The sequence below is a fragment of the Streptomyces griseofuscus genome, assembly GCF_014673495.1.
Lineage (GTDB): Bacteria > Actinomycetota > Actinomycetes > Streptomycetales > Streptomycetaceae > Streptomyces > Streptomyces murinus.
In genome coordinates, this window is record NZ_CP051006.1 from 5,140,949 (window position 1) to 5,162,330 (window position 21,382).

At 70.4% G+C, this 21,382-nt stretch carries 22 protein-coding genes; 21 read left to right on the plus strand and 1 reads right to left on the minus strand.

What is annotated here, in order from left to right; translation table 11 throughout:
• Nucleotides 1–51: 51 nt before the first annotated feature.
• The 8 genes from HEP81_RS23220 (at nt 52) to HEP81_RS23255 (ending at nt 7,503) form a co-directional block, all read left to right on the plus strand.
• Complete coding sequence (locus tag HEP81_RS23220) at nt 52–1,980, plus strand: hypothetical protein (protein ID WP_037653601.1); 1,929 nt, start codon at nt 52–54, stop codon at nt 1,978–1,980.
• A gap of 14 nt (nt 1,981–1,994) precedes the next feature.
• The gene (locus tag HEP81_RS23225; RefSeq protein ID WP_037653600.1) at nt 1,995–2,261 is read left to right on the plus strand and encodes a hypothetical protein; all 267 of its coding nucleotides are present in this window, start codon (nt 1,995–1,997) and stop codon (nt 2,259–2,261) included.
• 5 nt (nt 2,262–2,266) lie between these two features.
• Complete coding sequence (locus HEP81_RS23230) at nt 2,267–4,228, plus strand: glycosyltransferase family 4 protein (RefSeq protein WP_037653599.1); 1,962 nt, start codon at nt 2,267–2,269, stop codon at nt 4,226–4,228.
• Between the two features lie 111 nt (nt 4,229–4,339).
• Nucleotides 4,340–5,041, plus strand: coding sequence for a hypothetical protein (locus HEP81_RS23235; RefSeq protein ID WP_037653598.1), 702 nt, complete (start codon nt 4,340–4,342; stop codon nt 5,039–5,041).
• Nucleotides 5,042–5,043: 2 nt separating this feature from the next.
• Nucleotides 5,044–5,754 carry a hypothetical protein gene (locus HEP81_RS23240; RefSeq protein ID WP_106979876.1) on the plus strand — a complete coding sequence of 237 codons (711 nt, stop codon included), beginning with the start codon at nt 5,044–5,046 and terminating at the stop codon, nt 5,752–5,754.
• On the plus strand, nt 5,754–6,557 hold the full coding sequence (locus HEP81_RS23245; protein ID WP_037653597.1) for a hypothetical protein: 804 nt from the start codon (nt 5,754–5,756) through the stop codon (nt 6,555–6,557). The genes HEP81_RS23240 and HEP81_RS23245 overlap by 1 nt, the downstream gene beginning before the upstream one ends.
• Nucleotides 6,548–7,129 (plus strand): hypothetical protein, encoded by a 582-nt coding sequence (locus HEP81_RS23250; RefSeq protein ID WP_037653596.1) that lies wholly within the window; start codon nt 6,548–6,550, stop codon nt 7,127–7,129. The genes HEP81_RS23245 and HEP81_RS23250 overlap by 10 nt, the downstream gene beginning before the upstream one ends.
• On the plus strand, nt 7,126–7,503 hold the full coding sequence (locus HEP81_RS23255) for a hypothetical protein (RefSeq protein WP_037653595.1): 378 nt from the start codon (nt 7,126–7,128) through the stop codon (nt 7,501–7,503). Before HEP81_RS23250 ends, HEP81_RS23255 begins: the two co-directional genes overlap by 4 nt.
• A gap of 30 nt (nt 7,504–7,533) precedes the next feature.
• Here the strand turns inward: HEP81_RS23255 and HEP81_RS23260 are convergent, their stop codons facing one another.
• Entirely contained in the window at nt 7,534–8,331 is a 798-nt protein-coding gene (locus HEP81_RS23260) for a hypothetical protein (RefSeq protein ID WP_157854362.1), read from the minus strand.
• A 131-nt stretch (nt 8,332–8,462) separates the two neighbouring features.
• Between HEP81_RS23260 and HEP81_RS23265 the strand changes: the two genes are divergently transcribed.
• From HEP81_RS23265 to HEP81_RS23325, 13 genes are all read left to right on the plus strand, one after another.
• Nucleotides 8,463–9,017 carry a hypothetical protein gene (locus tag HEP81_RS23265; RefSeq protein ID WP_037653593.1) on the plus strand — a complete coding sequence of 185 codons (555 nt, stop codon included), beginning with the start codon at nt 8,463–8,465 and terminating at the stop codon, nt 9,015–9,017.
• 26 nt (nt 9,018–9,043) lie between these two features.
• Complete coding sequence (locus tag HEP81_RS23270) at nt 9,044–9,259, plus strand: hypothetical protein (protein ID WP_157854360.1); 216 nt, start codon at nt 9,044–9,046, stop codon at nt 9,257–9,259.
• Nucleotides 9,260–9,324: 65 nt separating this feature from the next.
• Nucleotides 9,325–13,773 (plus strand): hypothetical protein, encoded by a 4,449-nt coding sequence (locus HEP81_RS23275; protein WP_051850023.1) that lies wholly within the window; start codon nt 9,325–9,327, stop codon nt 13,771–13,773.
• On the plus strand, nt 13,773–15,098 hold the full coding sequence (locus HEP81_RS23280; protein WP_037653591.1) for a hypothetical protein: 1,326 nt from the start codon (nt 13,773–13,775) through the stop codon (nt 15,096–15,098). The genes HEP81_RS23275 and HEP81_RS23280 overlap by 1 nt, the downstream gene beginning before the upstream one ends.
• A gap of 35 nt (nt 15,099–15,133) precedes the next feature.
• The gene (locus tag HEP81_RS23285) at nt 15,134–16,138 is read left to right on the plus strand and encodes a hypothetical protein (protein WP_243279561.1); all 1,005 of its coding nucleotides are present in this window, start codon (nt 15,134–15,136) and stop codon (nt 16,136–16,138) included.
• Nucleotides 16,138–16,584 carry a hypothetical protein gene (locus HEP81_RS23290; RefSeq protein ID WP_037653589.1) on the plus strand — a complete coding sequence of 149 codons (447 nt, stop codon included), beginning with the start codon at nt 16,138–16,140 and terminating at the stop codon, nt 16,582–16,584. Before HEP81_RS23285 ends, HEP81_RS23290 begins: the two co-directional genes overlap by 1 nt.
• A gap of 114 nt (nt 16,585–16,698) precedes the next feature.
• Nucleotides 16,699–17,367 (plus strand): glycine-rich domain-containing protein, encoded by a 669-nt coding sequence (locus tag HEP81_RS23295; protein WP_243279564.1) that lies wholly within the window; start codon nt 16,699–16,701, stop codon nt 17,365–17,367.
• A gap of 363 nt (nt 17,368–17,730) precedes the next feature.
• Entirely contained in the window at nt 17,731–18,405 is a 675-nt protein-coding gene (locus HEP81_RS23300) for a hypothetical protein (protein WP_157854356.1), read from the plus strand.
• A 10-nt stretch (nt 18,406–18,415) separates the two neighbouring features.
• Nucleotides 18,416–18,781, plus strand: coding sequence for a hypothetical protein (locus tag HEP81_RS23305; protein WP_037653587.1), 366 nt, complete (start codon nt 18,416–18,418; stop codon nt 18,779–18,781).
• 58 nt (nt 18,782–18,839) lie between these two features.
• Nucleotides 18,840–19,961 carry a peptidoglycan recognition protein family protein gene (locus HEP81_RS23310; protein ID WP_243279567.1) on the plus strand — a complete coding sequence of 374 codons (1,122 nt, stop codon included), beginning with the start codon at nt 18,840–18,842 and terminating at the stop codon, nt 19,959–19,961.
• A gap of 3 nt (nt 19,962–19,964) precedes the next feature.
• Nucleotides 19,965–20,225: a hypothetical protein gene (locus HEP81_RS23315; RefSeq protein ID WP_037653586.1), complete on the plus strand. Its 261-nt coding sequence runs from the start codon at nt 19,965–19,967 to the stop codon at nt 20,223–20,225.
• A gap of 2 nt (nt 20,226–20,227) precedes the next feature.
• Nucleotides 20,228–20,512 (plus strand): hypothetical protein, encoded by a 285-nt coding sequence (locus HEP81_RS23320; RefSeq protein WP_037653583.1) that lies wholly within the window; start codon nt 20,228–20,230, stop codon nt 20,510–20,512.
• Between the two features lie 252 nt (nt 20,513–20,764).
• A complete protein-coding gene (locus tag HEP81_RS23325) occupies nt 20,765–21,190 on the plus strand; it encodes a hypothetical protein (RefSeq protein WP_037653582.1) in 426 nt (141 codons plus the stop codon).
• Nucleotides 21,191–21,382 lie beyond the last annotated feature (192 nt).

Consider the following 21,382-nt stretch of genomic DNA (forward strand, 5'->3'; position numbering starts at 1 on the left):
GCTGGTTGTGGGCCGGGCGTCTCCTCCCTCGCATCGAGCCAGGAGCGCCCCATGAGCAAGTGCTGCGGCGTCAGCCCCTGCAACTGCCGCGTCACCGCTGGGACGGGAACGACCGTCACCGGCAACGGCAGCGCCGCCAACCCGTACGTCGTCTCGGCGGCCGGAGGCGGCGGCGCAACCGCGATCGCCGTCACCGACAGCGAGACGATCGACTTCGACCTGACGGGCACCGGCACGGCCGGCGACCCGTACGAGATCACCGGCAGCGTCATCCTCGACCCCGCGCCGCCCGGTGGTGGCAGCAACCTCCTCCACGAGGGCCCGAACGGCGTGTACGCCGAGTGCGCTGACGTCCGGACCTGCTTCTCAGCCACCGATGGCGCGACCTACGACGCGTCTACCGGCGAGATCGGCGCCAAGGTCTCCACCGACGCCGGGAACCAGACGAGCATCGGCAGCGACGGCGGGATTTACACCCCCGCGGGCTCCCCCCTCGTCCAGGCGCAGGACTCCACGACGGTCGACGTCACGGTGTCCGGCACCGGAACCGCCGCCGACCCGTACGAGGTGGGCGCGGCCGTCATCCTCGATCCCACCCCGCCGCAGGGCGGTACGAACCTGATCGGGTCGGGGCCCGAAGGGCTGTATCTGGAATGCGCCGACGTGCGCGGCTGCATCTCGGCAGGGGAGGGCGCGAGCTACGACCCGGCGACCGGCGTTGTCGAGGCCCGCCTGTCGACAGATGCCGGGAACTCCGTCTCCTTCGGCAGCGACGGTGGCCTGTACGCGCCGCCGGCGAGCGGCGGCGGGACGACCATCGTCCAGGCGAAGGACTCGCCGACCGTGGACGTCACCGTGAACGGCACCGGCAGCGCGGCCGACCCGTACAAGGTGAGCGCGGCGGTCATCCTCGACCCCACCCCGCCGCAGGGCGGGACGAACCTGATCGGGTCGGGCCCCGAGGGCCTGTACCTCGAATGCGCGGACGTCCGGGGGTGCTTCACCGCCGGTGACGGCATCACCTACGACCAGGCCACCGGCGAGATCGCCGCGAAGATCAGCGGTGATGCGGGCAACCAGACGAAGATCGGCACGGATGGTGGGATCTTCACGCCGGCCCCGGCCGCGACGGTGGTCCAGGCCGCCGACACCACGACGCTGAACGCCACGGTGACCGGCACCGGGACCGCCTCGGACCCGTATGTCGTCTCCGGTGACGTCATCGTGGCCCCCGAGCAGAACGGCGTCGAAGCCTCCCCGTCCGGCCTCCTCGTCGCCCCGTCATCGGACACGGGCAACCGGCTGGCGTTCGGAGCCGACAACCGGCTATACGTGCCGCCGGACACGGTCGGCTGCGGCCTCCAGGGCGACGGCAGCGCGGCCAATCCGCTGCGCGCCAAGCCCGCCGCGGGGTCCGCCGCCTGGGCAGCTACCTGGTCCTGCGCCGACAGCCAGTACTCGACGCTGAAGTGCGACCCGAACACGGGCTCGCTGTGGACGCCGCCCGAGCACTACACGGCAGCCGACCACCTCTACCAGGAGCACATGAACCCGGTGGTCTCCAACATCGGGCCCACTGGCGGCTGGGCGATCCTCACGCCCGGCGGCAACCCGGCCGTGGTCGCGTTCGATGTCCCCGCGAACTTCCTCGGCAACCAGTGCCGCCAGTGGTCGTACACGTCACACGTCCACGCCTCCATCGACGTCAGCGCCAGCTCGACCGCGACGTTCGAACTCGGCTACATCTACCAGGAGGACGGCGGCGCCCTCCAGACCCGGCCCATCGAGGGCGTGCTGACGGCGTTCGGGTCTGCCCGGCGTGAGCGCTACGCCGGCAGCGTCTCGGAGGCCGGTTTCGGCAAGCCGGCCTCGTCCACCTTGGCACTGCACTACTTCGTCGCGGTCCGGGTCATCGCCGGGACCATCACGATCAACAGCTGGACGTCGGACGCGACGATCCACACCACCACGCAAGGCTGACCTGGAGGCCACCCATGACGCGCTACTTCACAGACGGCACGGGCGGGTTCCAGACCCGCAGCGACGGCCCGCTCTCGCCCCCGGAGGGCTGGGAGGAGATCACCGCCGAGGAGTACCAGACGCAGATCGCGGAGGCTCGCACGGCGGCCGACGCCCACGCGGACGAGTTCTTGGCCGCTGACGGCGAGCTGCCGCCCCCGCCCGAGGGGACGCCACCCCCCGTCATCCCGGTCGACGAGCTACCGATCGGCGGTAGCGACCAGCCCGACGGCGGCAAGTAGGCGGCGTGCACATCCTGGCCCTGCTGCCCGTCTACGGGCCCACGCCGACCGGCGCCCACGTCACCACCCGCGAGTACCTGGGCGCCCTGGTCGCCGCCGGCCACCAGGTCGACGTCGTCACCACCAGCAGCGGCCAGCCCGCCGCCGTCCGCACCGAGGACGGCGTCAGGATCTGGCCGCTCGGCTACTGGTGGCGTGCCGCGCAGACCAGCCGACCCGATCTCGTCATCTCCCATCACGGCGACCGCCGCGCACCCGCCATCCAGGCCCAGGTGCGCGGTGTGCCGCACCTGCTCCTCGTCCACGGCATGTCCGCGAACCGGCACCTCGGCCGGCCGACGCTCGCCTGGTTCCCGTCGCAGGCATGCCGCGACCACTACCTGGCCTACCGCGGGCCCTCGCTCGTCCTGCCCCCGCCGATCGACCCGGAGCGGTACCGCGCCACGCCCGGCCGGCTCGTCACCCTGAACGGCTCCACCGCGGGCAAGGGCGCCGACGTCCTCGCGGCCGTCGCCGAACAGCTGCCCGAGACACGGTTCCTGATGGTCCGGTCGGACGGGCACACGGGTGGCCCCGTCCTGCCGAACGTCGAGCTGGTCGACCGGATGGACCCGCGCGCCCTGTACGGGCGGACCCGCATCCTGCTGATGCCGTCAGCCAGGGAGTCCTACGGCCGCGTCGGCGTCGAAGCGATGCTGTCGGGCATCCCCGTCATCGCCGCCCCGCTGCCCGGCATCCACGAGGCGCTCGGCGACGCCGCGGTGTACGTCCCCCGCGACGACACCGCCCAGTGGGCCGCCGAACTCCGCCGCCTGGACGACCCGGGCGCGTACACCGCGGCGGCCACGGCCGCCCGCGCTCACGTCCGAGCCCTCGACTACGACGGCAACCTGCGCGCGTTCACCGGAGCCTGCGAGGACCTGCACGCCGCGCACCCGGTGCCCGCCCACCGAAGGCCCGCCCCGCCTCCGCTGCAGCGGCCGGACGTCGTGGCCTGGGTGCACTACACCGTCCCGTACCGGCGCGCGGGCTCCGAGACCATGCTGCAGACGATGATGCGCGCCCTGCAGACCGCCGGGCTCCGAGTCCTCGTCATCGCCTCCCAGATGCCCGAGGCGCCCGCCTCCTGGGACGTCGATGGCGTCCCGCACCGCAAGGCGGACCCGGCATCCGCGACGGCCCTGATCCGCTCCCTGCGGCCGAAGACGGTCGTCTCCCACCACGGGTTCGCCGAGCGCTCCATCACCCTGGCCCGCCGCATCCGCGCCCGGTCGGTGCTGCTGCTGCACTCCGACTTCGAGAGCAACGCCTGCGCGCTGCGCCTGCGTCCGGACCTGGTCGTCTACAACACCCGGTGGATCGTCGGCTCGCTGGCACCCGGCTACGCCGAAGTCGGCCGCATTCCGTCGCTGATCGTCCACCCGCCCGTCATCCCCGACGAGCACCGCGCGCCGGCCACCGGCGACCACGTCACCCTCGTCAACCTCAACCAGGACAAGGGCGTCGACACCTGGCACGCCGCCGCCGAACGGCTCCCGCAGCTGCCCTTCCTCGGCGTCACCGGCTCCCACGGCCCGCAGATCCTGCAGCCGCACCCGGCGAACGCCCGGATCATGGGCCAGACTTCGGACATGCGCGGCGACGTGTGGGCCAAGACCCGCACCTTGCTCGCCCCGAGCATCTACGAGTCGTACGGCATGGCCGCCGTTGAGGCCCTCGCCTCCGGCATCCCGGTCATCGCCCACCCCACGCCCGGCCTGCGCGAAGCCCTCGGCGACGCCGGCCTGTTCCTCGACCGCCAGGACGTGAACGCGTGGGCCGCCGCCATCGAGGAGCTGCACGCCGACGGCAAGCGCCGCACCCAGGCCACCGCGGCGGCGCTCGCGCGCAGCGCGTTCCTCGCCGACCAGGCCGACAGCGAGCTGAAGGCGTGGGTGGAAGCCGTGCAGGACCTGGTGACTGGCTGATGGCACCGTGCGATAGGCCGGTGTTGCGGCGCTGCCCCGTGGCTATGCTGGTGGAGTAGCGCCGCTGGTTGTGGGCCGGGCCTCTCTGCATCAGGGGAGGTTTGACGCCCAATGACATGTCCGCTGATCAGCAACCTGGACACGGTCAGGGTTACCAGGGTCGACCAGTGCGGTCGTCCCGTGTGTGGTGACGACAACGCGTTCGTCTTCGACTGCCTGGCGTCCGTCGCCCTCAAGCCGGACACGGACGACGGCGACGACATCAAGTACAAGGCCGCGAACGGCAAGGTGTGCGGCTTCAAGAAGGGTTGCCCCACCCTGAACTCGTTCGGCGTGGAGATCAACTTCTTCAGCGTCTCGCCCGAGTTCCTGGAGATCACCACCGGCAACCCGGTCGTGTACGGCTTCGACGGCAAGCCGATCGGCTACGACGACTGCAGCATCGCCTGCCGGACCGGTTTCGCGCTGGAGTTCTGGGCGGAGGTCCTCGGTGACGACGTCTGCCAGACCGACGGCACGGGCGGCGCCTGGCTGTATTTCTTGTTGCCCTGGATCACCAACGGAATCCTCGGCGACGTGGAAATCGGCTCGGAGGCGGTCACGCTGCAGATGACCGGCAACACCCGCACCGGCGGAGGCTGGGGCGTCGGTCCGTACGACGTCATGCCGATCGACGCGGCCGGCACCGCGGGCCCCATGCTCACCCCGATCGGCTCGAACTGCCACAAGCGCATGTTCCTGACGAACGTGGCGCCGCCTGAGCCGACGTGCGAGTACTCGACGGTCGCCGGCGACCTCTGCCTGGCGTCCTGACGGTGGAGGTCCCCGACCTTGTCGTGCCGGTGCGGGAGGGCGCGGTCAACCAGCAGCTCAGGTACGCCCTGCGCTCCTGGGAGGCCCACCTCCCGCACCGGCGCGTCTGGCTTATCGGCTACCGGCCGGCGTGGGTGGGCGGCGTCGGCTTCGTCCCGACCCTGCAGACGGGCGGGACGAAGTTCGCGAACACCACGCTGGCCATGCGGCATGCCTGCCAGAGCGCGGAGATCAGCGACCCGTTCCTGTGGGCGAACGACGACATGTTCGTCATGGAGCCGCTCGACCGGATGCCGATGCTGCACCGCGGGCCGGTCCGCGACGTCGAGCGGCAGTACGCCGAGCATGCCTCGGGCGTCTATCTGCGGGGGATGCGGGAGACGAGGGAGCTGCTCGCTGAGTACGGGCACGAGGACCCGCTGTCGTACGAGCTGCACGTGCCGATGGCGATCGGCAAGCAGGGGATGCTGTCCGCCTTGGAGGTCGGGCAGCGCCTGGACGTGCTGCACAAGCGGACCGCGTACGGGGTGCTGAGCCGGGTCGGTGGCGAGCAGATCCGGGACGTGAAGGTCATGCACCGCGGGCCGCGCTTCGACCGGTCGACGCCGTTCCTGTCGACCATGCCGGACTCGTTCGACAACGGCGAGGTCGGCCGGCTGATCCGTGCCCAGTTCGCGAAGCCGTCGGCGTACGAGACGACCAGGAGGCTCTGATGCCAATCCAGACAGGCCCGTGCGAGGCGTGGCCGACAGAGCTGTGCTGTGACACCTCCTCGGCCGATCCGGCGGCCGTGGAGCGCTGGACGCTCGTCGCTTCACAGATCCTGTGGGGCTTGTCAGGCCGCCGGTATGGCCCGTGCCTGGTCACCGTGCGGCCGTGTCGCCGGGCCTGTCTGGAGTCCGCCCCGTTCATCTCCTTCCAGGCCGGTGTCACGACGGGTCCGTGGATCCCATACATCGGCGCGGACGGGGCATGGCGCAACGCTTCGGTGTGCGGCTGCCAGTCGGACTGCTCCTGCGGCGAGCTGTGCGTGGTGTACCTGCCGGGCCCGGTGTACGACGTGACCGAGGTCAACGTCGACGGTCATGTCCTCCCGGCCGGCGCCTACCGGGTGGACGCGCCCGGCAAGCTCGTCCGCACCGACGGCGGGTGCTGGCCGGACTGCCAGGACATGGCGGCGGCGCCCGGGCAGCCGGGGACGTTCACCGTCACGTACCGGTGGGGACTGCCGCTCGACGAGGCGGCGATCGCCGCGGTGTCCGAGCTGACCTGCCACCTGTTGCAGGGCTGCGGCGGCGGCTCGTGCGGCTGCCGGGCGAACCGGAACATCACGCGGCTGTCCCGGCAGGGCGTCGACCTGGACTTCGGGGACCCGACGGTCATCTTCAAGGAGGGTCGGACCGGGCTGCCGCTGGCCGACCTGTGGCTGAGCGTGGTGAACCCGTACCGGCTGACGTCGCCGTCGCGAGTGTACTCGCCGGACTTCAAGAGGCCGAGGGTGCAGCAATGGCCCTGAGTCCGCTGATCGTTGACGACATCGCGCAGATGCTACTCGCCTGCGTGTGCGCCGAGCTGACCACGATGGCCGAGCGGGTCGACGGCCAACCCGGCTGCCCGTGCGTGGCGTGCGTGGTGCCCGGCAAGCCGGCCTGGGACAACTGCACAGGCGACTGCTCGGGCGCGCAGACCGTCGGCCAGCTCACGGTCAACCTGGACCGGATCTATCCGACGTCGGCGTTCCCGACGGAGACGAAGGACGTCATCGGCAGCCGGAACTGCGCGCCCGTCCGCCAGGCCGCCGACTACGTCATCACGCTGCTGCGGTGCGCGCCGACCTACACCGAGCAGGGCTGCCCGCCCTCGTGCGAGGAACAGGCGGCGGCGGCCCGCGTCCTGCACGTGGACGCTGCCAGCGTGACCAACGCGCTGCTGTGCTGTTTCCCGCAGACCAGCGACGCCCGGCGCGGCCAGCAGTTCGTGATGGGCCAGCTGCGGACCCTCGGCCCCGAGGGGCAGTGCGTCGGCATCGAGCAGCGGCTGACCGTGGCCCTGCCGTTCTGCGGCTGTGCCGCTGGAGGTGAGTCATGAGCGTGGACGTGCGAATCGACCCGGGCCGTATCGCCCGGATGCTGCGGCTGCGCGGCGGGATCGTGGAACGCCGGCTGGCGGCCCGCACTCGACGTGTGGCGGACATCGCCCGCAGTCTGGCGCCCGGGTCGATGCCCGACTACATCAACTGGCACATCGAGGAGGGGCCGCGCGGCCTCCAGGGCGTGGTCACCTGCGACCACCCGGCGACGCTGTACGTCCTCGAGGGCACTCGCCCGCACGTCATCCGGCCGCGCCGCGCGAAAGTCCTGCGGTTCGAGGTCGACGGGCGGCCGGTATTCGCGAGCGTCGTCCACCACCCGGGAACGCGCCCCAACAATTTCCTGGGGCGAGCTTTGCGTCTCGGGCGATGAGGCGGCTGTATCGCCGTGGTCTCATTCTGCTCAACCGAGCGTCCTGCGCGCGGCTTGAATAAATACACTCTTCGACAGGGTGCATTCGCGCATCTCTTCGGACGGGTTGTGCTGAAGCTTGAAGGTGCCTTGGAGCAGGTCCCGTTCTTCGCTCATGGTGAACGTATCGGCAGGTAGGCGCATGAAAGCCAGTTGCGCCTGTCCGAACGCTTCCGCCACTTCGTCGGGTAGTGGGCTGTCGAGTGACTCGATTTCGAAGGGGGCGGGCCCTTCCCAGTGGCAGGTGTAGATGGTCCCACGCAGAGTGTCGAGTGCGCTTTGCAGTGCGGATAACCCGATCCTTGCGGGGGTGTCTTCTCGAATCAGAGTCCTCAACTTCTGTTCAGCCTGCGCAATTGAGACGTATTTCCGGCGACTGGCACTGAACCGGTTAACTGCCGAAGCGAGGTTACGCGCAGCCTCGGCCACCGCATCAGGGCCTTCGAGTTCAACTACTGTGAGTTTCGCTTCCAGTTCGTCTCGCAAACGACTAAGTTCCTCGAATGCTGTGGTTAACGTAGTTGCGGTGATAGGTCTAGTCCTCATCATGCGTTCTGTCTTGATGTGGAGTTGCGTCGACGCCAGAAGGAAAGTGCTGTAACTGTCTCGTCGCACACTCCTGCGCCACTGTTTGTCCGTGTTTTGCGATGTTTCCAGAGCGGCTTTGTAGGTGGCTTCAGCCTGAGCAAGCGCGCCGCGCGTCGACCATCGGCCAGTTACTAGGGCGGCAGGCACCGCGAGAGCTGCAACAGCGGCAGCGGCTACAGCTCCGACACCTTGGAGGTCCATGCTGTGATCTTGCATAGGGTTGGGCGACTGCGGTAGTGGTTCGCCGCGCCATTTGCGCCCGTGCACGGCTACCCTTGCCCGGCACGCCGCTGGTGTTAGGCCGGGCGTAGCGCGGGAGATTGGGCACACCCGTGGCAACACGCGACTTCGCAGTCCGTACCGAGAACCACGTCGCGAACCTGGGCGAGCTGGGCAAGCTCGAATTCGTCCCGGAGGTCTTCGGGGACGAGTTCCTGGAGGGCTACAGCCAGGTTCAGGAGGCGCAGAAGGCGCTCGGGGAGGACACCGACCTGACCAAGATGGACCCGGCCGTCCTGCGCGGCGTGTACGGGGCGATGCGCCAGTTCCTGGCGAAGCTGATGATTCCGGAGTCCGCCGACCGGTTCCTGCGGTTCGAGGTCATCAAGGGCGGCAAGTCCGTGGCGCACTTCCGGACCCGGGCCGAGGCCGACAAGCACGCCGCCGAGCTGACCGGCGCGGTCCGCGTCGAGGACAGGAGCATGCGGCTCCCGGACCGGGTGCTGATGGAGCTGCTGGAGTGGACGACCGAGTTGTACGGGGGTGGCGACCGCCCTACTACGTCGTCCAGCGGATCCTCGCGAGCGTCGCGGAGGGCTGGGACGCCTGGGAAGGGCAGCTCGCGCTCCAAGGGGTCGACCTCCACCGCTGGACGCTCCGCACGTTGATCAACGCGGCGGAGCAAGCCATGTACATGAGTGCCGAGGATGAGACCGAGCGGAAGCGGCTCGAGGCGCGGCTGTACGCGGTGCCGGTGTCGCTGCGGCGGCCTCGTCGACGGACTCGCGCGGCCGCACCGCCACAGCCCCAGCAGCCGCAGCAGGTGCAGCGGGGGGTGATGACGATGGCGGACGCGCAGGCCCTGATGGCGCAGTGGGGCGCGACGGACGCCCAGCTCGGGGCGGGGTGAAGCGACTAACCTGAGATCGCCGCTGGTTTTGGGCCGGGCAACCACACGAGCTGTGAGGTTGCCCAGTGGCCGGCGAGGACGTCGATTTCGGCTCGGCGCACATCACCATCGATCTCAACGATGGGAGCACGGACGCCCAGGCCCGCCAGACGGGCGCCCAGATCCAGCGGGCGTTGCTGAATGCGACGCGCCGCATCGGCGACCAGATTCGCCGCCAGATCCAGCGCGGGCTGAACGCCCAGGCGGTCACCGTCCGCGTCGAGCCGGACCTGCGCTGGTTCGACGCGCAGCTCCTCAACGGGCTCCGCTCGGTCGACTCGCTGAACATCCCGGTGGCGCCCGACGTCACCGGGTTCGTGGAGCGGCTGCGCGCCCTCCTCGCCGACGTTGAGATCCCGATCCGGGTCGTCCCCGACCTGGACGAGCTGGACCGCCGTATCCGGGCGCACAACGCGCCGGACGTCCGGGTCAATGCGAACGTCAACGTCGACAACGACCGCCTGACCCGGTCCCTGGCCGGCCTCGGCAGTGCCGCACTGAGGGTCGGCAAGGTCCTGGGGACTGGCCTGAAGTTCGGCGCGTACGGGATCGCCGCGGCGGGCGCCGCCAGCGGCGTCGCGAAGCTGACGGCCGCACTCGCACCGGCGGCCGGGGCCATCGCCGCCGGCCCGGCCGCCATCGCCGGGTTCCAGACGGCGCTCGGCACCCTGAAGCTGGCGGTCCTGGGCGTCGATGACGCCTTGTCGGCTGCGCTGTCCGGCGACGCCGACGCGTTCAGCAAGGCGATCGAGGACCTGGCCCCGGCTGCGCAGAAGGCCGTCACGGCGATCCGGAATCTGCAGCCGCAGCTGAAGAAGGTCCAGCAGTCGGTCCAGCAGTCGTTCTTCAAGCAGTTCTCGGGCGACGTCACCGCGGCGGTCAGGAACCTGCTGCCGCTCGGCTCTGGACTCGACAAGATCGCGGCCGGGTTCGGCCGGGCCACCGACCAGGGGCTGAAGTTCGCGACGTCGAAGACGGCGTTCAACGGTCTGCAGGGCATCGTCAAGGGCACGTCGGACGCGGTCGGCGGTCTGTCCACGGCGGTTCAGCCGCTCGCGCGGGGCCTGCTGTCCGTCGCGAGCAGCGTCGCCACGGCGTTTGGTGCGCAGGTCGGCCAGGCGATCGGGGACGTCGGCACGCGGATCGGGAACTTCCTGACCCGGCTCGGCGACAGCGGTCGGGCGGTGTCCCTGGTCAGGGGCGCGCTCACGGTCTTCCAGCAGCTCGGGGCGATCGCGCAGAACGTCGGCAGCATCCTCGCCAACGTTTGGAGGGCGGCCAACGTCAACGGCGGGGGCCTCCTCAACAACCTCAAGCAGATCACCGGCGCGTTCGCCCAGTTCGCCCAGACCGCAGCCGGTCAGACCGCGATCGGCAACGTCTTCAAGACGGTCGCCCAGATCGCGGCGCAGCTCGGGCCGATCCTGTCGGCGCTGGTCACGCAGCTCGGGGCCATCGCGCCGGCCCTGGGCCCGGTGTTCGTCGCCCTGGGCCCGGCGATCACCGGGTTGATCAACGCGTTGGGGCCCGCGCTGGCGGCGATTGCCCCCGTTCTGCAGGAGGTGGCGAACGGGCTCGCTGCCGCCTTCGCGGTGATCGGCCCGGCGCTCGGACCGGTCGGTGCCGCGGTCGGCCAGGTCCTCTCGGCGCTGACGCCGCTGCTGCCACTGGTCGGGCAGGTGGTGTCCGTCCTGGCGGGCGCCCTGGCGCCCGTCCTGCAGCTGCTGACCGGGTTGTTCGAGCCGATCATCCAGGAGCTGGTCGCAGCCCTGATGCCGGTCCTGCCGCCGCTGGCTCAGGCGTTCGCGGTGCTGGTGCAGGCGCTGACGCCGCTAGCGACCGGCATCGGTCAGGCCATCGGGCAGCTGCTCGCCGCTCTGGCCCCTCTGTTCACGACGCTGGCGGGCGCCCTGGGCCAGGTCGCTGCCTCCCTGGCCCCGGTGATCACAGCGCTGGTCAACGCCCTGATGCCGACGCTTCCCGGGCTGGTCTCGGCGTTCTCGGCGATGGTCCAGGCGGTCCTGCCGCTGCTGCCGTCCCTGGCCGGGCTAGTCGCTTCGGTCGCTCCGCTGGCCGTGCTGCTCCTGCGGATCGTCGGGCCGATCGCGCAGATCGGCGCCGCGTTCGACACGTGGCTGGCGATCAACCTGGTCGTGCCGATCATCCAGGGCGTCGTCAGCGTCCTGACCGGCCTGATCTCCGGGATCACGTCGGTGATCACGTTCATCGCCCAGCTGCCCGGGATGATCGTCTCGGGGCTGTCGGCGCTGGGCTCCATGCTGGCCTCGTTCTTCACCGGCCTGTTCACGTCGATCGGCCAGTTCGTGGTATCCGGCTTCCAGACGGTCGTCGGCTTCTTCGCCCAGCTGCCAGGGATGATCCTCGCCGGGCTGCAGGCGCTGCCCGGACTCCTGCTCAACCTGTTCACCTCAGCGGTCGCCGGCATCGCGATCGCCCTGCTGACGCTGCTCGCGGGCATCGTCTTCACGTTCACCGAGCTGCCGGGCCGGATCGCGAGCGCCCTCGCCTCGCTGGGCACGTTCCTGCTGAACGCCTTCGTCTCCGGGTTCAACGCGGCGACGTCGGCGATCTCCTCGTTCCTGTCGTCGGCGGCGTCGTTCTTCTCCCAGCTACCCGGCCGGATCGGCTCCGCGCTGGCCGCGCTGCCGGGCCGCGTCTCCAGCCTGTTCCGGTCGGCCGGCTCGTCGGCGCTGAGCGCGGCCAGCTCCGCCGGGTCGGCGGTGGTGTCGTTCTTCTCCGGGCTGCCCGGCCGGATCGGTAGCGCGCTGTCGTCCGTGGGCTCCAGGATCGCCGGCGCCTTCCGGTCGGCGGCCAGCTCCGCCAAGAACGCTGTGTCGAGCCTGATCTCGGGCGTCGTCTCGCTGTTCTCCGGCCTGGGCTCGCGGATCGTCGGCGCGATCGGCAACGTCGGCGGCCAGATCATGAGCAAGATCAAGAGCGGGCTGCCGAGTTCGGTCAGGAAGTACCTGCCGTTCGCCTCCGGTGGCATCGTCTACGGGCCGACCCACGCCCTGATCGGCGAGGCCGGACCGGAGGTGGTCATTCCGCTGACCCGGCCGAAACGGGCGGCCGAACTGGCGGCCCGCTCCGGGCTGCTGGACATGCTCGGCGTCGGCCAGGCCCGCACGCTCGCCGCGACGACCGCTACGGCCGCCTCAGCGGGCGGCTCGGCCGCTAGCAGCGTGCTGTCCAGCCTGAGCGCGGCACTCTCCGGCATCGCCAGCCTGCTGAACACGGTCGGCGCCCAGGTCGTGCAGGGCATGGTCGACGGCATCCGCCAGAACCAGGGGCTGGTCGCGGCGGCCGCGCAGGACATGGCCGGCACAGCCGTCACCGCGGCGGAGACCACGCTGCAGATCGCCTCGCCGTCCAAGGTGTTCGCCAAGATCGGGCAGCTGGTCGGCGCGGGCTTCGTCAAGGGCCTGACCGGCACGGCGGCGCAGATCAAGTCCACGACGGACGCGATGGTCAAGGCCATCACCGACGCCTTCAAGGGCAAGAAGACGCGGGTCGATGACCAGCTCGTCGCCATGCTCAGCTCGGGCAACACGAAGCTGCAGAAGCTCGCCACCCAGCGCGACGCACTCGTGAAGCGGATCACCGACGCGCGAAAGTTCGCCGCCGACACGACGAACACGGCGCTACAGGCGTTCTCGTTGCAAAGCCTGACCCAGGGCGCCGACAAGGTCACCGCCTCGACCCTGACGGCCGGCCTGCAGAGCGCGGTGAACCAGGTGAAGACGTTCACCGCCGAGGTGAACCGGTTGGCCAAGCGGGGGCTGTCCAAGAGCCTGCTTCAGCAGGTCATCGGCCTCGGTCCCGAGCAGGGCGCCAGCATCGCCGCCGCGCTGTCGTCGGCGACGTCGGATCAGCTGAAGCGGCTCAACAACCTGCAGGGCCAGCTGTCGAAGGCATCCACGACGCTGGGCAACACCGGCGCGGACCTGCTGTACGACTCGGGCGCCCAGGCCGCGAAGGGCTTCTTGGCCGGGTTGAAGGGCCAGCAGAAGGCCATCGAGAAACTGATGCTCGACATCGCGAAGGGCATGCAGACCGCGATCAAGGCGGCCCTGCACATCAAGAGCCCGAGCCGCGTGTTCATGCACATCGGCGACATGACCGGCCTCGGCCTGCACATCGGGTTCCTGCGGCGGCTGGCCGGCTTGCAGGACGCCTCGCGGGTGGCGGCCCGCAACCTCGCCGACGGCGTGACCGCCCAGCTGACCGGGCTCGGCGGGCGCGGCGGGGACGGCGTGGTCATCCCGTTGACCCGGATGCAGCGCGCCCGCCAGGCCGCCGCCGACGGCACCGCGGCGGCCACCGCGCGCGGCGCCCGGGCGGCCGGGGGCGGGCTGCAGATGACGAACTACTGGACGATCAACGAGGTGGGCGACGCGCACATGACGGCACACCGGGTGCTGAACCGCCTGGTCCTCGCGGCGGGAGTGAGCTGATGGCGGTCGACTGGTACATGGAGTACGGCGGGGTGGAGCTGGTGAACCACGCCCGGCTCAACACCTACCTGGAGACGGTCGGGTCGCCGCTGACCGGCTGGAGCGGCTGCGGATGCCCCACGTTCGGCTACGAGGTCCTGGAGCAACTGCCGTACACCACGCCCGGCGATCCGGCGTCGCCGGCGCCCTGGTACGACGCGGACGTGCCCGAGTCGGCGGAGTTCACCGGGCTGATGGTGCTGGATGTCGCCGGTATGGAGGATCACCCGGTGCAGCGGTCGGTGACCGGCGGCATCGCCGGGGGCGGATCCATCGGTCCGGCCCGCGCGATCCCGCGCACGATCACCGTGACCGCGCTCGTCCTCGGCTCCACCTGCTGCGGCGTGGACTACGGACTGCACTGGCTGTCGCAGGTCTTGCAGGGCTGTGCCAGCGGCGACTGCGACGGCGACTGCCTGGTGACGTACAACTGCTGCCCCGGCGAGACGGACCTGACCCCGGCCCAGTTCAACGCCAAGCACCGGCGCACCCTGCGCAGGGTCGCCCTGACCGAGGGTCCGAAGGTGACCGCGCGGGCCGGTGACGGCTGCAGCGCGGGTCAATGCCAGTCCGGCGCCGACATCTTGACGGTTGAATTCGTGCTGACGGCCGCGGTGCCGTGGCTGTACACCGACCCGATGCCGGTGCTGGAAGTCGTGCCGCCGATGGACCTGGACGGCTCGTGTGTCGGCTGGTGCCTGCACCCGGCCGGGTCCACGGAGCAGTGCCCCGGCGGCTGCCGGTTCGCGGCCTGCGTCGACCCCGCCGCGGCGTGCGCCGACACCCGGTGCGCGCCAGCGCAGCCGCCGCTGCCGGGGGCGCCGTTGAACACCTGCTACTGCCTGCCGCTGGCCACCGAGCGGACCTGCTACACGGTGGACCTGACGAGCCGGCCGACCTGGTCGTCGGACGTGCCGGTCGTCACCGTCCGGTCCGGGTCGACGGACCTGCGGAATCTGACGATCGAGATCTACGAGCAGACCGAAGTCGGCATGACCTGCGAAGACCTCGCCGACTTCAAGCGGTGCGATCCGCACAGCTACTGGCATGTGGGCTTCGTCCCGGCCGGAGGTGCGGTCACCCTGGACGGCCAGACCGGGCGAGCCCTCGTCGAGTGCAACGGTGTCTGCGAGAGCTCGTCCGACGTCTACGGCATGGACGGCATGCCGGTGTCCTTCAACGTGCTGGACTGCGCGAGCTACTGCGTGTGCCTCAGCACGGACGTGGAGAACCCGCCGGCCATGGATGCACTGGTGACCATCAACGTGTCGGGACGGGGACGGTAATGGCCGTAGCGGGGTGCGGGACCCACACCGCCCAGGTGGTCGACAGGAGCGGCGCCATCGTTGCCGTCGCCAACGTGCTGACCCAGGTCGAATGGAACCGGGTTCTGGACGGCGTCAGCACGGCGCGGGTGGTCATCAACCCGGACGGCGACTGCTGCGGGCGCCTGGGTCGGGTCTCCAGCTGGAGGAACCGGCTGGTGCTGTTCCGGGACGACAAGTACGTGTGGGACGGCCCGATCACGAACATCTCATGGGCGCTCGACGGGATCGAGCTGAACGCCAAGGACGTCCTCGCCTGGCTGGACCGGCGCGTCATCCACGAGACGAGAACGTTCACGAACGTCGACCTGATGGATGTTGCCGAGTGGCTCATCGATGACGGGTTCCGCCCCGACGACCCGGGCCACACCGTCCAGGTCATCGGCCAGGCCGGGGTGTCGGGTTCGCGGTCGTACAGCCAGGACATCGGGCAGACCGGCGACTGGCTGCGGCAGCTCGCCGAGGCCGGCCTGGACTACACGGCGATCGGGTCGAAGATCCTGCTGCTGCCCGAGACGTACACGCAGAGCGTGGGCCGCCTGTCGGACGCGGACCTTCCCGACGGCCTGCAGGTCGCCGAGGACGGCGACTCACTGATCACACGGTGGATCGTCGCCGGGAGCGACACCAGCGGAGCGATCGGCGAGGCGGGCGGCACCGACGCCTTCTACGGGCTGCACGAGCGGTACATCGAGCAGACCGAGATCACCGACAACGCGTCGGCCGAGCAGTCCGCGCAGGCCCGGCAGCGGACCTCGGCGACAGTCCCCGTGTTCATCGACACGCAGGAGGTGACGATCTCCCCGGAGGCCGCCATCGACGTGCCCAGCCTGGTGCCGGGCTGGTCACTGGACGTGACAAGTATGGAGACGTGCCGGAAGGTCACGCAGCGGCTGAAAATCGTCGGGGTGAAGGTCTCGGAGACGGGCGGTGACGAGAACACGCCCGGCCGGGAGTCGGTGCAGGTGCAGGTGGCGGCGTCCGGGGCGGAGGCAGCCTGATGGCGATGCGTGGATCACCGGCGCGGCGGGTCGTCGGCAACCCGCTGGCCGGGGTGCTCGGCCACCTCGACCACCGTGCGCGGACGGCAGCGCGACGGCGTACGTCCGGCCAGCCGGTGGAGGAGGACCCGCCGCCGCACGAGGCGCCACCGATGGAGCCCGCCGGGCCGGTTGGGACGGTGCTGCTCACCGACGAGGACGGCCGCGCCCGCTGGACGTTCCCTACGGCGTACGGGTCGGCCCCGGCGGTCACCGCGGTGGCGGTCGACCCGACGCCGGATGAGGACGACCGCACGGTGACCGTGGCGCTCGAAGAGGTCACCGCCTGGTGCGTGACCGTACGGGCCTGGCGCACGCGCGGGCGGCGTGGCAGCGGCGTCGCCGAGCCGGCCGGGCCGGACGTGCTGGTCCACGTGATCGCCTTGGACGCGGGCCGGCCGGGCTAGTCTCGTTGTCGCGCCGCTGGTTCTGGGCCGGGCTCACTTCACACCCGAGGGGTGAGTCCGATCGCGTCTGTATGCGTTTGCTCCGACTACTTCACCGTCGGCGATGACGGCCGCTTGTGCCTGATCCCAGGTCAGCAGGGCCTGCGCCAGGTCCTCACGTTCGGTACGACTGGCTCGTACACGTTCAAGAAGGCGGATTACCCGTGGCTCGCCAGGGTCCGCGTGATGGTTCAGGCGGGCGGTGGCGGTGCCGCGGGTGCGAGGGCGAGCGCCGGCCAGTTGGTGGCGCAGCCAGGCGGGTCCGGCGGCGGCTACTCGGAGCGGCTGATCGATGTCTCCGTGCTGGGGGCGACGGAGTCCATCGTGGTCGGCGCGGGCGGCGCAGCGGGTACGGCCACCACCGACGGCGGCAACGGCGGCAACTCCTCGTTCGGTGGCTTGTGCACGGCGAACGGTGGTGCGGGCGGGCAGGCTGTGATGCCCTCCGGGAACACTCCGATGTGTCTTTCCGGTACGCCTGGCCCGGCCGCGGGCATCGGTGACATTGCCCAGGGTGGTGGCCCTGGTGGTGGGGCGTTGCGGATCAGCGGCAACGAGGGCCAGTCGGGGGAGGGCGGCGAGTCGTGGATGGGGCACGGGGGTTGGCAGCGGTCTTCGACCGGTGGCGGCGGCGCCGGCCGGGGCTGGGGTGGTGGCGGGGCGGGCGGTTTTGCGCGGGACGGTGACACGACGAACGGGACCGGGGGAGGCAGCGGCATCGTGATCGTGGAGCTGTGGGGCTGACTCCTGGTCCGGATCTTGTCCGGGCACCGTGTCCGGACAGTGTCCGCGCAGGCCGGCGCATGGGCGGGCGGGGTGTCCGGGAGCTGTCCGGACAGGCGTCCTGATCTTGTCCGGACACTGTCCGGGCGGCACGTCGATAGACTCGGGGGCGCGCCGCTGGTTCTGGGCCGGGCCCGAGCACAACCCCCGAGGACGGTGGGAGCAGTGGCGCGCTGTGGGTGCGGCGGAGGTCAGTGCAGTTGCACGGTTCAGGCCGGCACGAACACGTCGGTCAGCGGCTCAGGTTCAGCGGCCAACCCGTATGTCATCTCGGCCGAGGTGCCCTGCGCGGCGGTCCGATCCTGCTTGTCGGCCGGGCCGGGCGTGAGCTACGACCCGGCGACCGGTGCCATCGGTGCCAAGGTGTCCGGGCAGGCCGGGAACAACCTCGTCACGCGGCCGGACGGATCTCTGTACGTGCCGACCGGTGCCGCCACGGTGAGTACGGGATGCGGCCTGTCCGGCAACGGCTCGGGCAGCACCCCGCTCAAGGTGGCCACCGGCACCTGGCCCTACCCGTGCAGCGTGGACAGCGCTGGCGGTGTGGTGGCCTGTGACAGCAACGGCGTGCTGCGCAGCGAGCCGCGCGGCAAGGCGTCGCTGACCAACTACTTCGAGAACCGGTCATACAACGACGTCCCCGTGCCGACCTCGGGGCTGACGACCGTGGACACCTACTCGGTGACGGTCACGAACCCGGACACATGCCGCCCGGCCCTGGTGCTCGCTGAGCAGGAAGTGGACATCTGGCTCGTCGTGCCCGCCGGCGGAGCGGCCGCCACCGGATTCGACGGTGACGAGATGCAGTACATCCGCAACACGGGCAGCTCCACGATGAGTGGCATCCACACCCAGCACACCAAGCTCCTCGGCCGGGGGACGCTCGCCGCAGGCTCCTCGATGCCGGTCGGGTTCGGGGCGGGAGTCGGCCGCGGGGCGGCCAACGCCTACTACTACGCGATCTACTTCACCCTCCGTGTCCTGCTGATCAGCCTGTGAGGAGCGCGCCATGCTGGACTCCCTGCCCTGGCCGTGGCCGGGCGACGACGGCGGCGACCAGCCCGCGCCGCAGCCGCGCAACTTCTGGGCGGTGTACGACGACGGCGTGATTTCCCAGCTCACCGTCACCGGCGACGGCATTGATCCGGTGCTGTCCCGCCCCGGCCGGCTGATCTCCGAGGCGGAGTACCTGACCTTGCAGGCCAAGATGCTGGCCGACCAGGAGGCGCGTGTGGCGGGACTGCTGGCGGCCGAGGCGGCGCAGAAGATGCAGGACTACACCGCGCTGCTCACAGTCGGCATCCCGGAAACGGTCGCCCGCCGCCTGTCCAGTTACACCGGGCAGGCGCAGGCCGTCAGCAGCGGGGAAAGCTAGACTCCAAGAGCGATACGCCGCTGGTTCTGGGCCGGGCAAGGATCCTCACTTCTTCGGAGTGGTCCCCTTGTCCGACCCGATGACGCCCGACCAGTGGAGAACAGCCCTCAAAGCGGAGGGCGTGCGGTTCACGGAGTACAGCGGATGGACGACCCGCGGCCGTGATGCCGTCACCGGCAAGGTCTTCGGCCCCGTGCACGGGGTGTTGAACCACCACACGGCCGGGTCGAACAGCCTCGCCGCGGTCGCAGTGGACGGGGCGCCGAACTTGCCCTCGCCGCTCTGTCATGCGTTCTTGCCGAAGACGGGCGTGGCCGTACTGGTGTCCTGCCACCGCGCCAACCATGCCGGGCTGGCGGCCGTGAACTCGTACAAGGCGATCCTGAACGAGAAGCCGATCCCGAAGCCGGACAAGAGCACCGGCACCGTCGATGGCAATGACGTGTTGTACGGGATCGAGGTGGAGAACCTCGGCAACGGCAAGGACGTCTACTCGCGCGCCCAGTACGACTCGTGGGTGCGGTGGAATGCCGCGATCTGCCGCCATCACGGCTGGGGGGCCGGGAGTTGCGCCGGCCACCTGGAGACCAGCGTCGAGGGCAAAATCGACCCCCTTGGGCCCGTCGAGGGCTACGGCACGCGCGGGCGCTTCCAGTTCACGATGACCCAGCTGCGCGCGGACGTCGCCGAGCGGCTGAAGCACCCGGCGAGCTGGAGCCCCGACACCGCGAGCCCGCCGCCGCCCAGGGAGGTCAAGTTGACCGGTCCCGCGTACATCAACCTCGGCCTGGTGCGCTCCTACCCTCTGGCGCCCGGCAACTGGGAAGACATCCAGTTCACGCAGGAATGGGACGACGAAGCCGGAGACCACGCCGCCAGCGGCGAGACGTTCGCCGCCGGCGCCGCGCGGTTCACAGGCTCCCTGTCGCTCCGCTTCGAGGGTCTGCCCGTCGGCGACGTCGTCCAGGTACGCATGAGCGAGTGGGAAGGCGACGTCCTCAAGGCCGTCCACCCGATCCACGAGGTGGTCGGCACTCCCGGCGGCACGTATGGGTTCGTGCCGCTGGTCAAGCGGATCGGCGCAGGCCGCTCCATGCGGGTCCGGCTGCTCAACCAGAGCAAGTTCGACATCGAGGTGGCCAGCGCGGTGCTGACGGCGCTGGCCTGGAAGGAGTCCTGACCCATGAGCAGCAGCTTCCAGCTCCCCGACGGAGGGGCCGTTCTGCGCACCGCCGAGACGTACGCCAAGGACCTGGTGGAGCGGGCCGTCACCAGCGCCGCGTTCGGCTTCGCCGCGGCGTTCGTCCCGGCCGAGGCCACTCACGCCAGCATGTGGTACTCCGCGCTCGGCGCCGGGGTGGGCGCTGGCCTGGCGCTCATCAAGGGCATGGTCGCCCGCGCGTTCGGGGACCCGAACTCGGCCAGTCTGTCCAGGAAGGTCTAACCATGACGACGTCGGAGCCGGTGGTCGCCGTAGAACTGGAGCGGCTGCGAGGCACGGTCAGCACCGGGTTCGCTGAGGTGAAAGGGTCGCTGAGCGTTCTCATGGAACGCTCGACACGCACGGAGGCGGACTTGGCGCGGCTCCGCGACGAGACCGATAGGTCGATCGCCATGCTGTCGGCGGAGGTCGAAGCGCTGAAGCTCAGGCGCTGGCCGTTGGGCGTGGTCGGGGCCGTCGCTGGGGTCGCCGGCGCAGCAACAGGGGTGATCTCGCTGTTCGCTCGCTGACGACTCCTTCTCGAACGGACGGCCGCCCTAGCTCCGGGGGCGGCCGTTCTCGTTTGTGGCATCCTGTGCGGCCGCCGAAACAGGAGGTGTGCTGTGGCGGTTGGGCGTGGCCGCCGTGGCGTCCGGAGTCGGCCCGGCTGTCGGGGCGATACGGAATGCTGGATTCCTGTCTGCCTCCTGACCGGTTGCTGTCACACTGTCGTCAGGCCCCGCTGCCCCCCGTCGGCGGGGCCGCTTCCATGGAGGAGCACCGTGCCCGATCTGAAGGACCTCGACGGTTGGCTGGCTTCCCTGCTGAAGCCGACTCCCGCTGAGCAGTTCGCCGAGCTGGAAGCCGTCCGCCGCGCGGCGCCGGAGGCGCCGCCACCGGAGCCGAGCATCATCCCGCCGTTCGTCTCCCCGTACCCGCTGAACCACCCGAGGGCCGGGGTGCTGCGGTTCCCGTGTGCGCTGGCGTGTGGCTGGTTCCACGAGGAGTGGCCGGGTGCCGAACCGCTGGCGCTGCCGCCGATCCCGGTGAGCGCGGGCACCGTCGAGCGCTCGCGCATCTTGACCGAGCACGCGACGGCCTGTGAGGACGAGCGTAAGCAGCGGATCGAGGATGCGATCCGCGCTCACTTCAACGAGACCCACCCAGGCCAGGAGCCGCCCGCGCGGACTTGTTGGGGGGCATCGTGAGGCCGTACACGAGGGGCAACCGGCGCTCGTATCCCGACGCTGGGCGGGCGGCCCGCCAGATCCGTCGTGCCGCGCACGCCGAGCCGTTCCCCGACGAGGAACACCCCATGGGGGCGCGGGCGACCGGTACATCGTGACCGGGGCCGGAGTCGGCAAGGCGAAGTACCACAAACGCGGATGGGCGAACGACCC

Coding starts and splice junctions, on each gene's coding strand:
- HEP81_RS23250 (WP_037653596.1), top strand. CDS start 6,548: ATGGCCCTGAGTCCGCTGATCGTTGACGACATCGCGCAGATGCTACTC.
- HEP81_RS23220 (WP_037653601.1), top strand. CDS start 52: ATGAGCAAGTGCTGCGGCGTCAGCCCCTGCAACTGCCGCGTCACCGCT.
- HEP81_RS23245 (WP_037653597.1), top strand. CDS start 5,754: ATGCCAATCCAGACAGGCCCGTGCGAGGCGTGGCCGACAGAGCTGTGC.
- HEP81_RS23270 (WP_157854360.1), top strand. CDS start 9,044: ATGAGTGCCGAGGATGAGACCGAGCGGAAGCGGCTCGAGGCGCGGCTG.
- HEP81_RS23305 (WP_037653587.1), top strand. CDS start 18,416: ATGCTGGACTCCCTGCCCTGGCCGTGGCCGGGCGACGACGGCGGCGAC.
- HEP81_RS23280 (WP_037653591.1), top strand. CDS start 13,773: ATGGCGGTCGACTGGTACATGGAGTACGGCGGGGTGGAGCTGGTGAAC.
- HEP81_RS23290 (WP_037653589.1), top strand. CDS start 16,138: ATGGCGATGCGTGGATCACCGGCGCGGCGGGTCGTCGGCAACCCGCTG.
- HEP81_RS23320 (WP_037653583.1), top strand. CDS start 20,228: ATGACGACGTCGGAGCCGGTGGTCGCCGTAGAACTGGAGCGGCTGCGA.
- HEP81_RS23315 (WP_037653586.1), top strand. CDS start 19,965: ATGAGCAGCAGCTTCCAGCTCCCCGACGGAGGGGCCGTTCTGCGCACC.
- HEP81_RS23235 (WP_037653598.1), top strand. CDS start 4,340: ATGACATGTCCGCTGATCAGCAACCTGGACACGGTCAGGGTTACCAGG.
- HEP81_RS23225 (WP_037653600.1), top strand. CDS start 1,995: ATGACGCGCTACTTCACAGACGGCACGGGCGGGTTCCAGACCCGCAGC.
- HEP81_RS23255 (WP_037653595.1), top strand. CDS start 7,126: ATGAGCGTGGACGTGCGAATCGACCCGGGCCGTATCGCCCGGATGCTG.
- HEP81_RS23260 (WP_157854362.1), bottom strand. CDS start 8,331: ATGGACCTCCAAGGTGTCGGAGCTGTAGCCGCTGCCGCTGTTGCAGCT.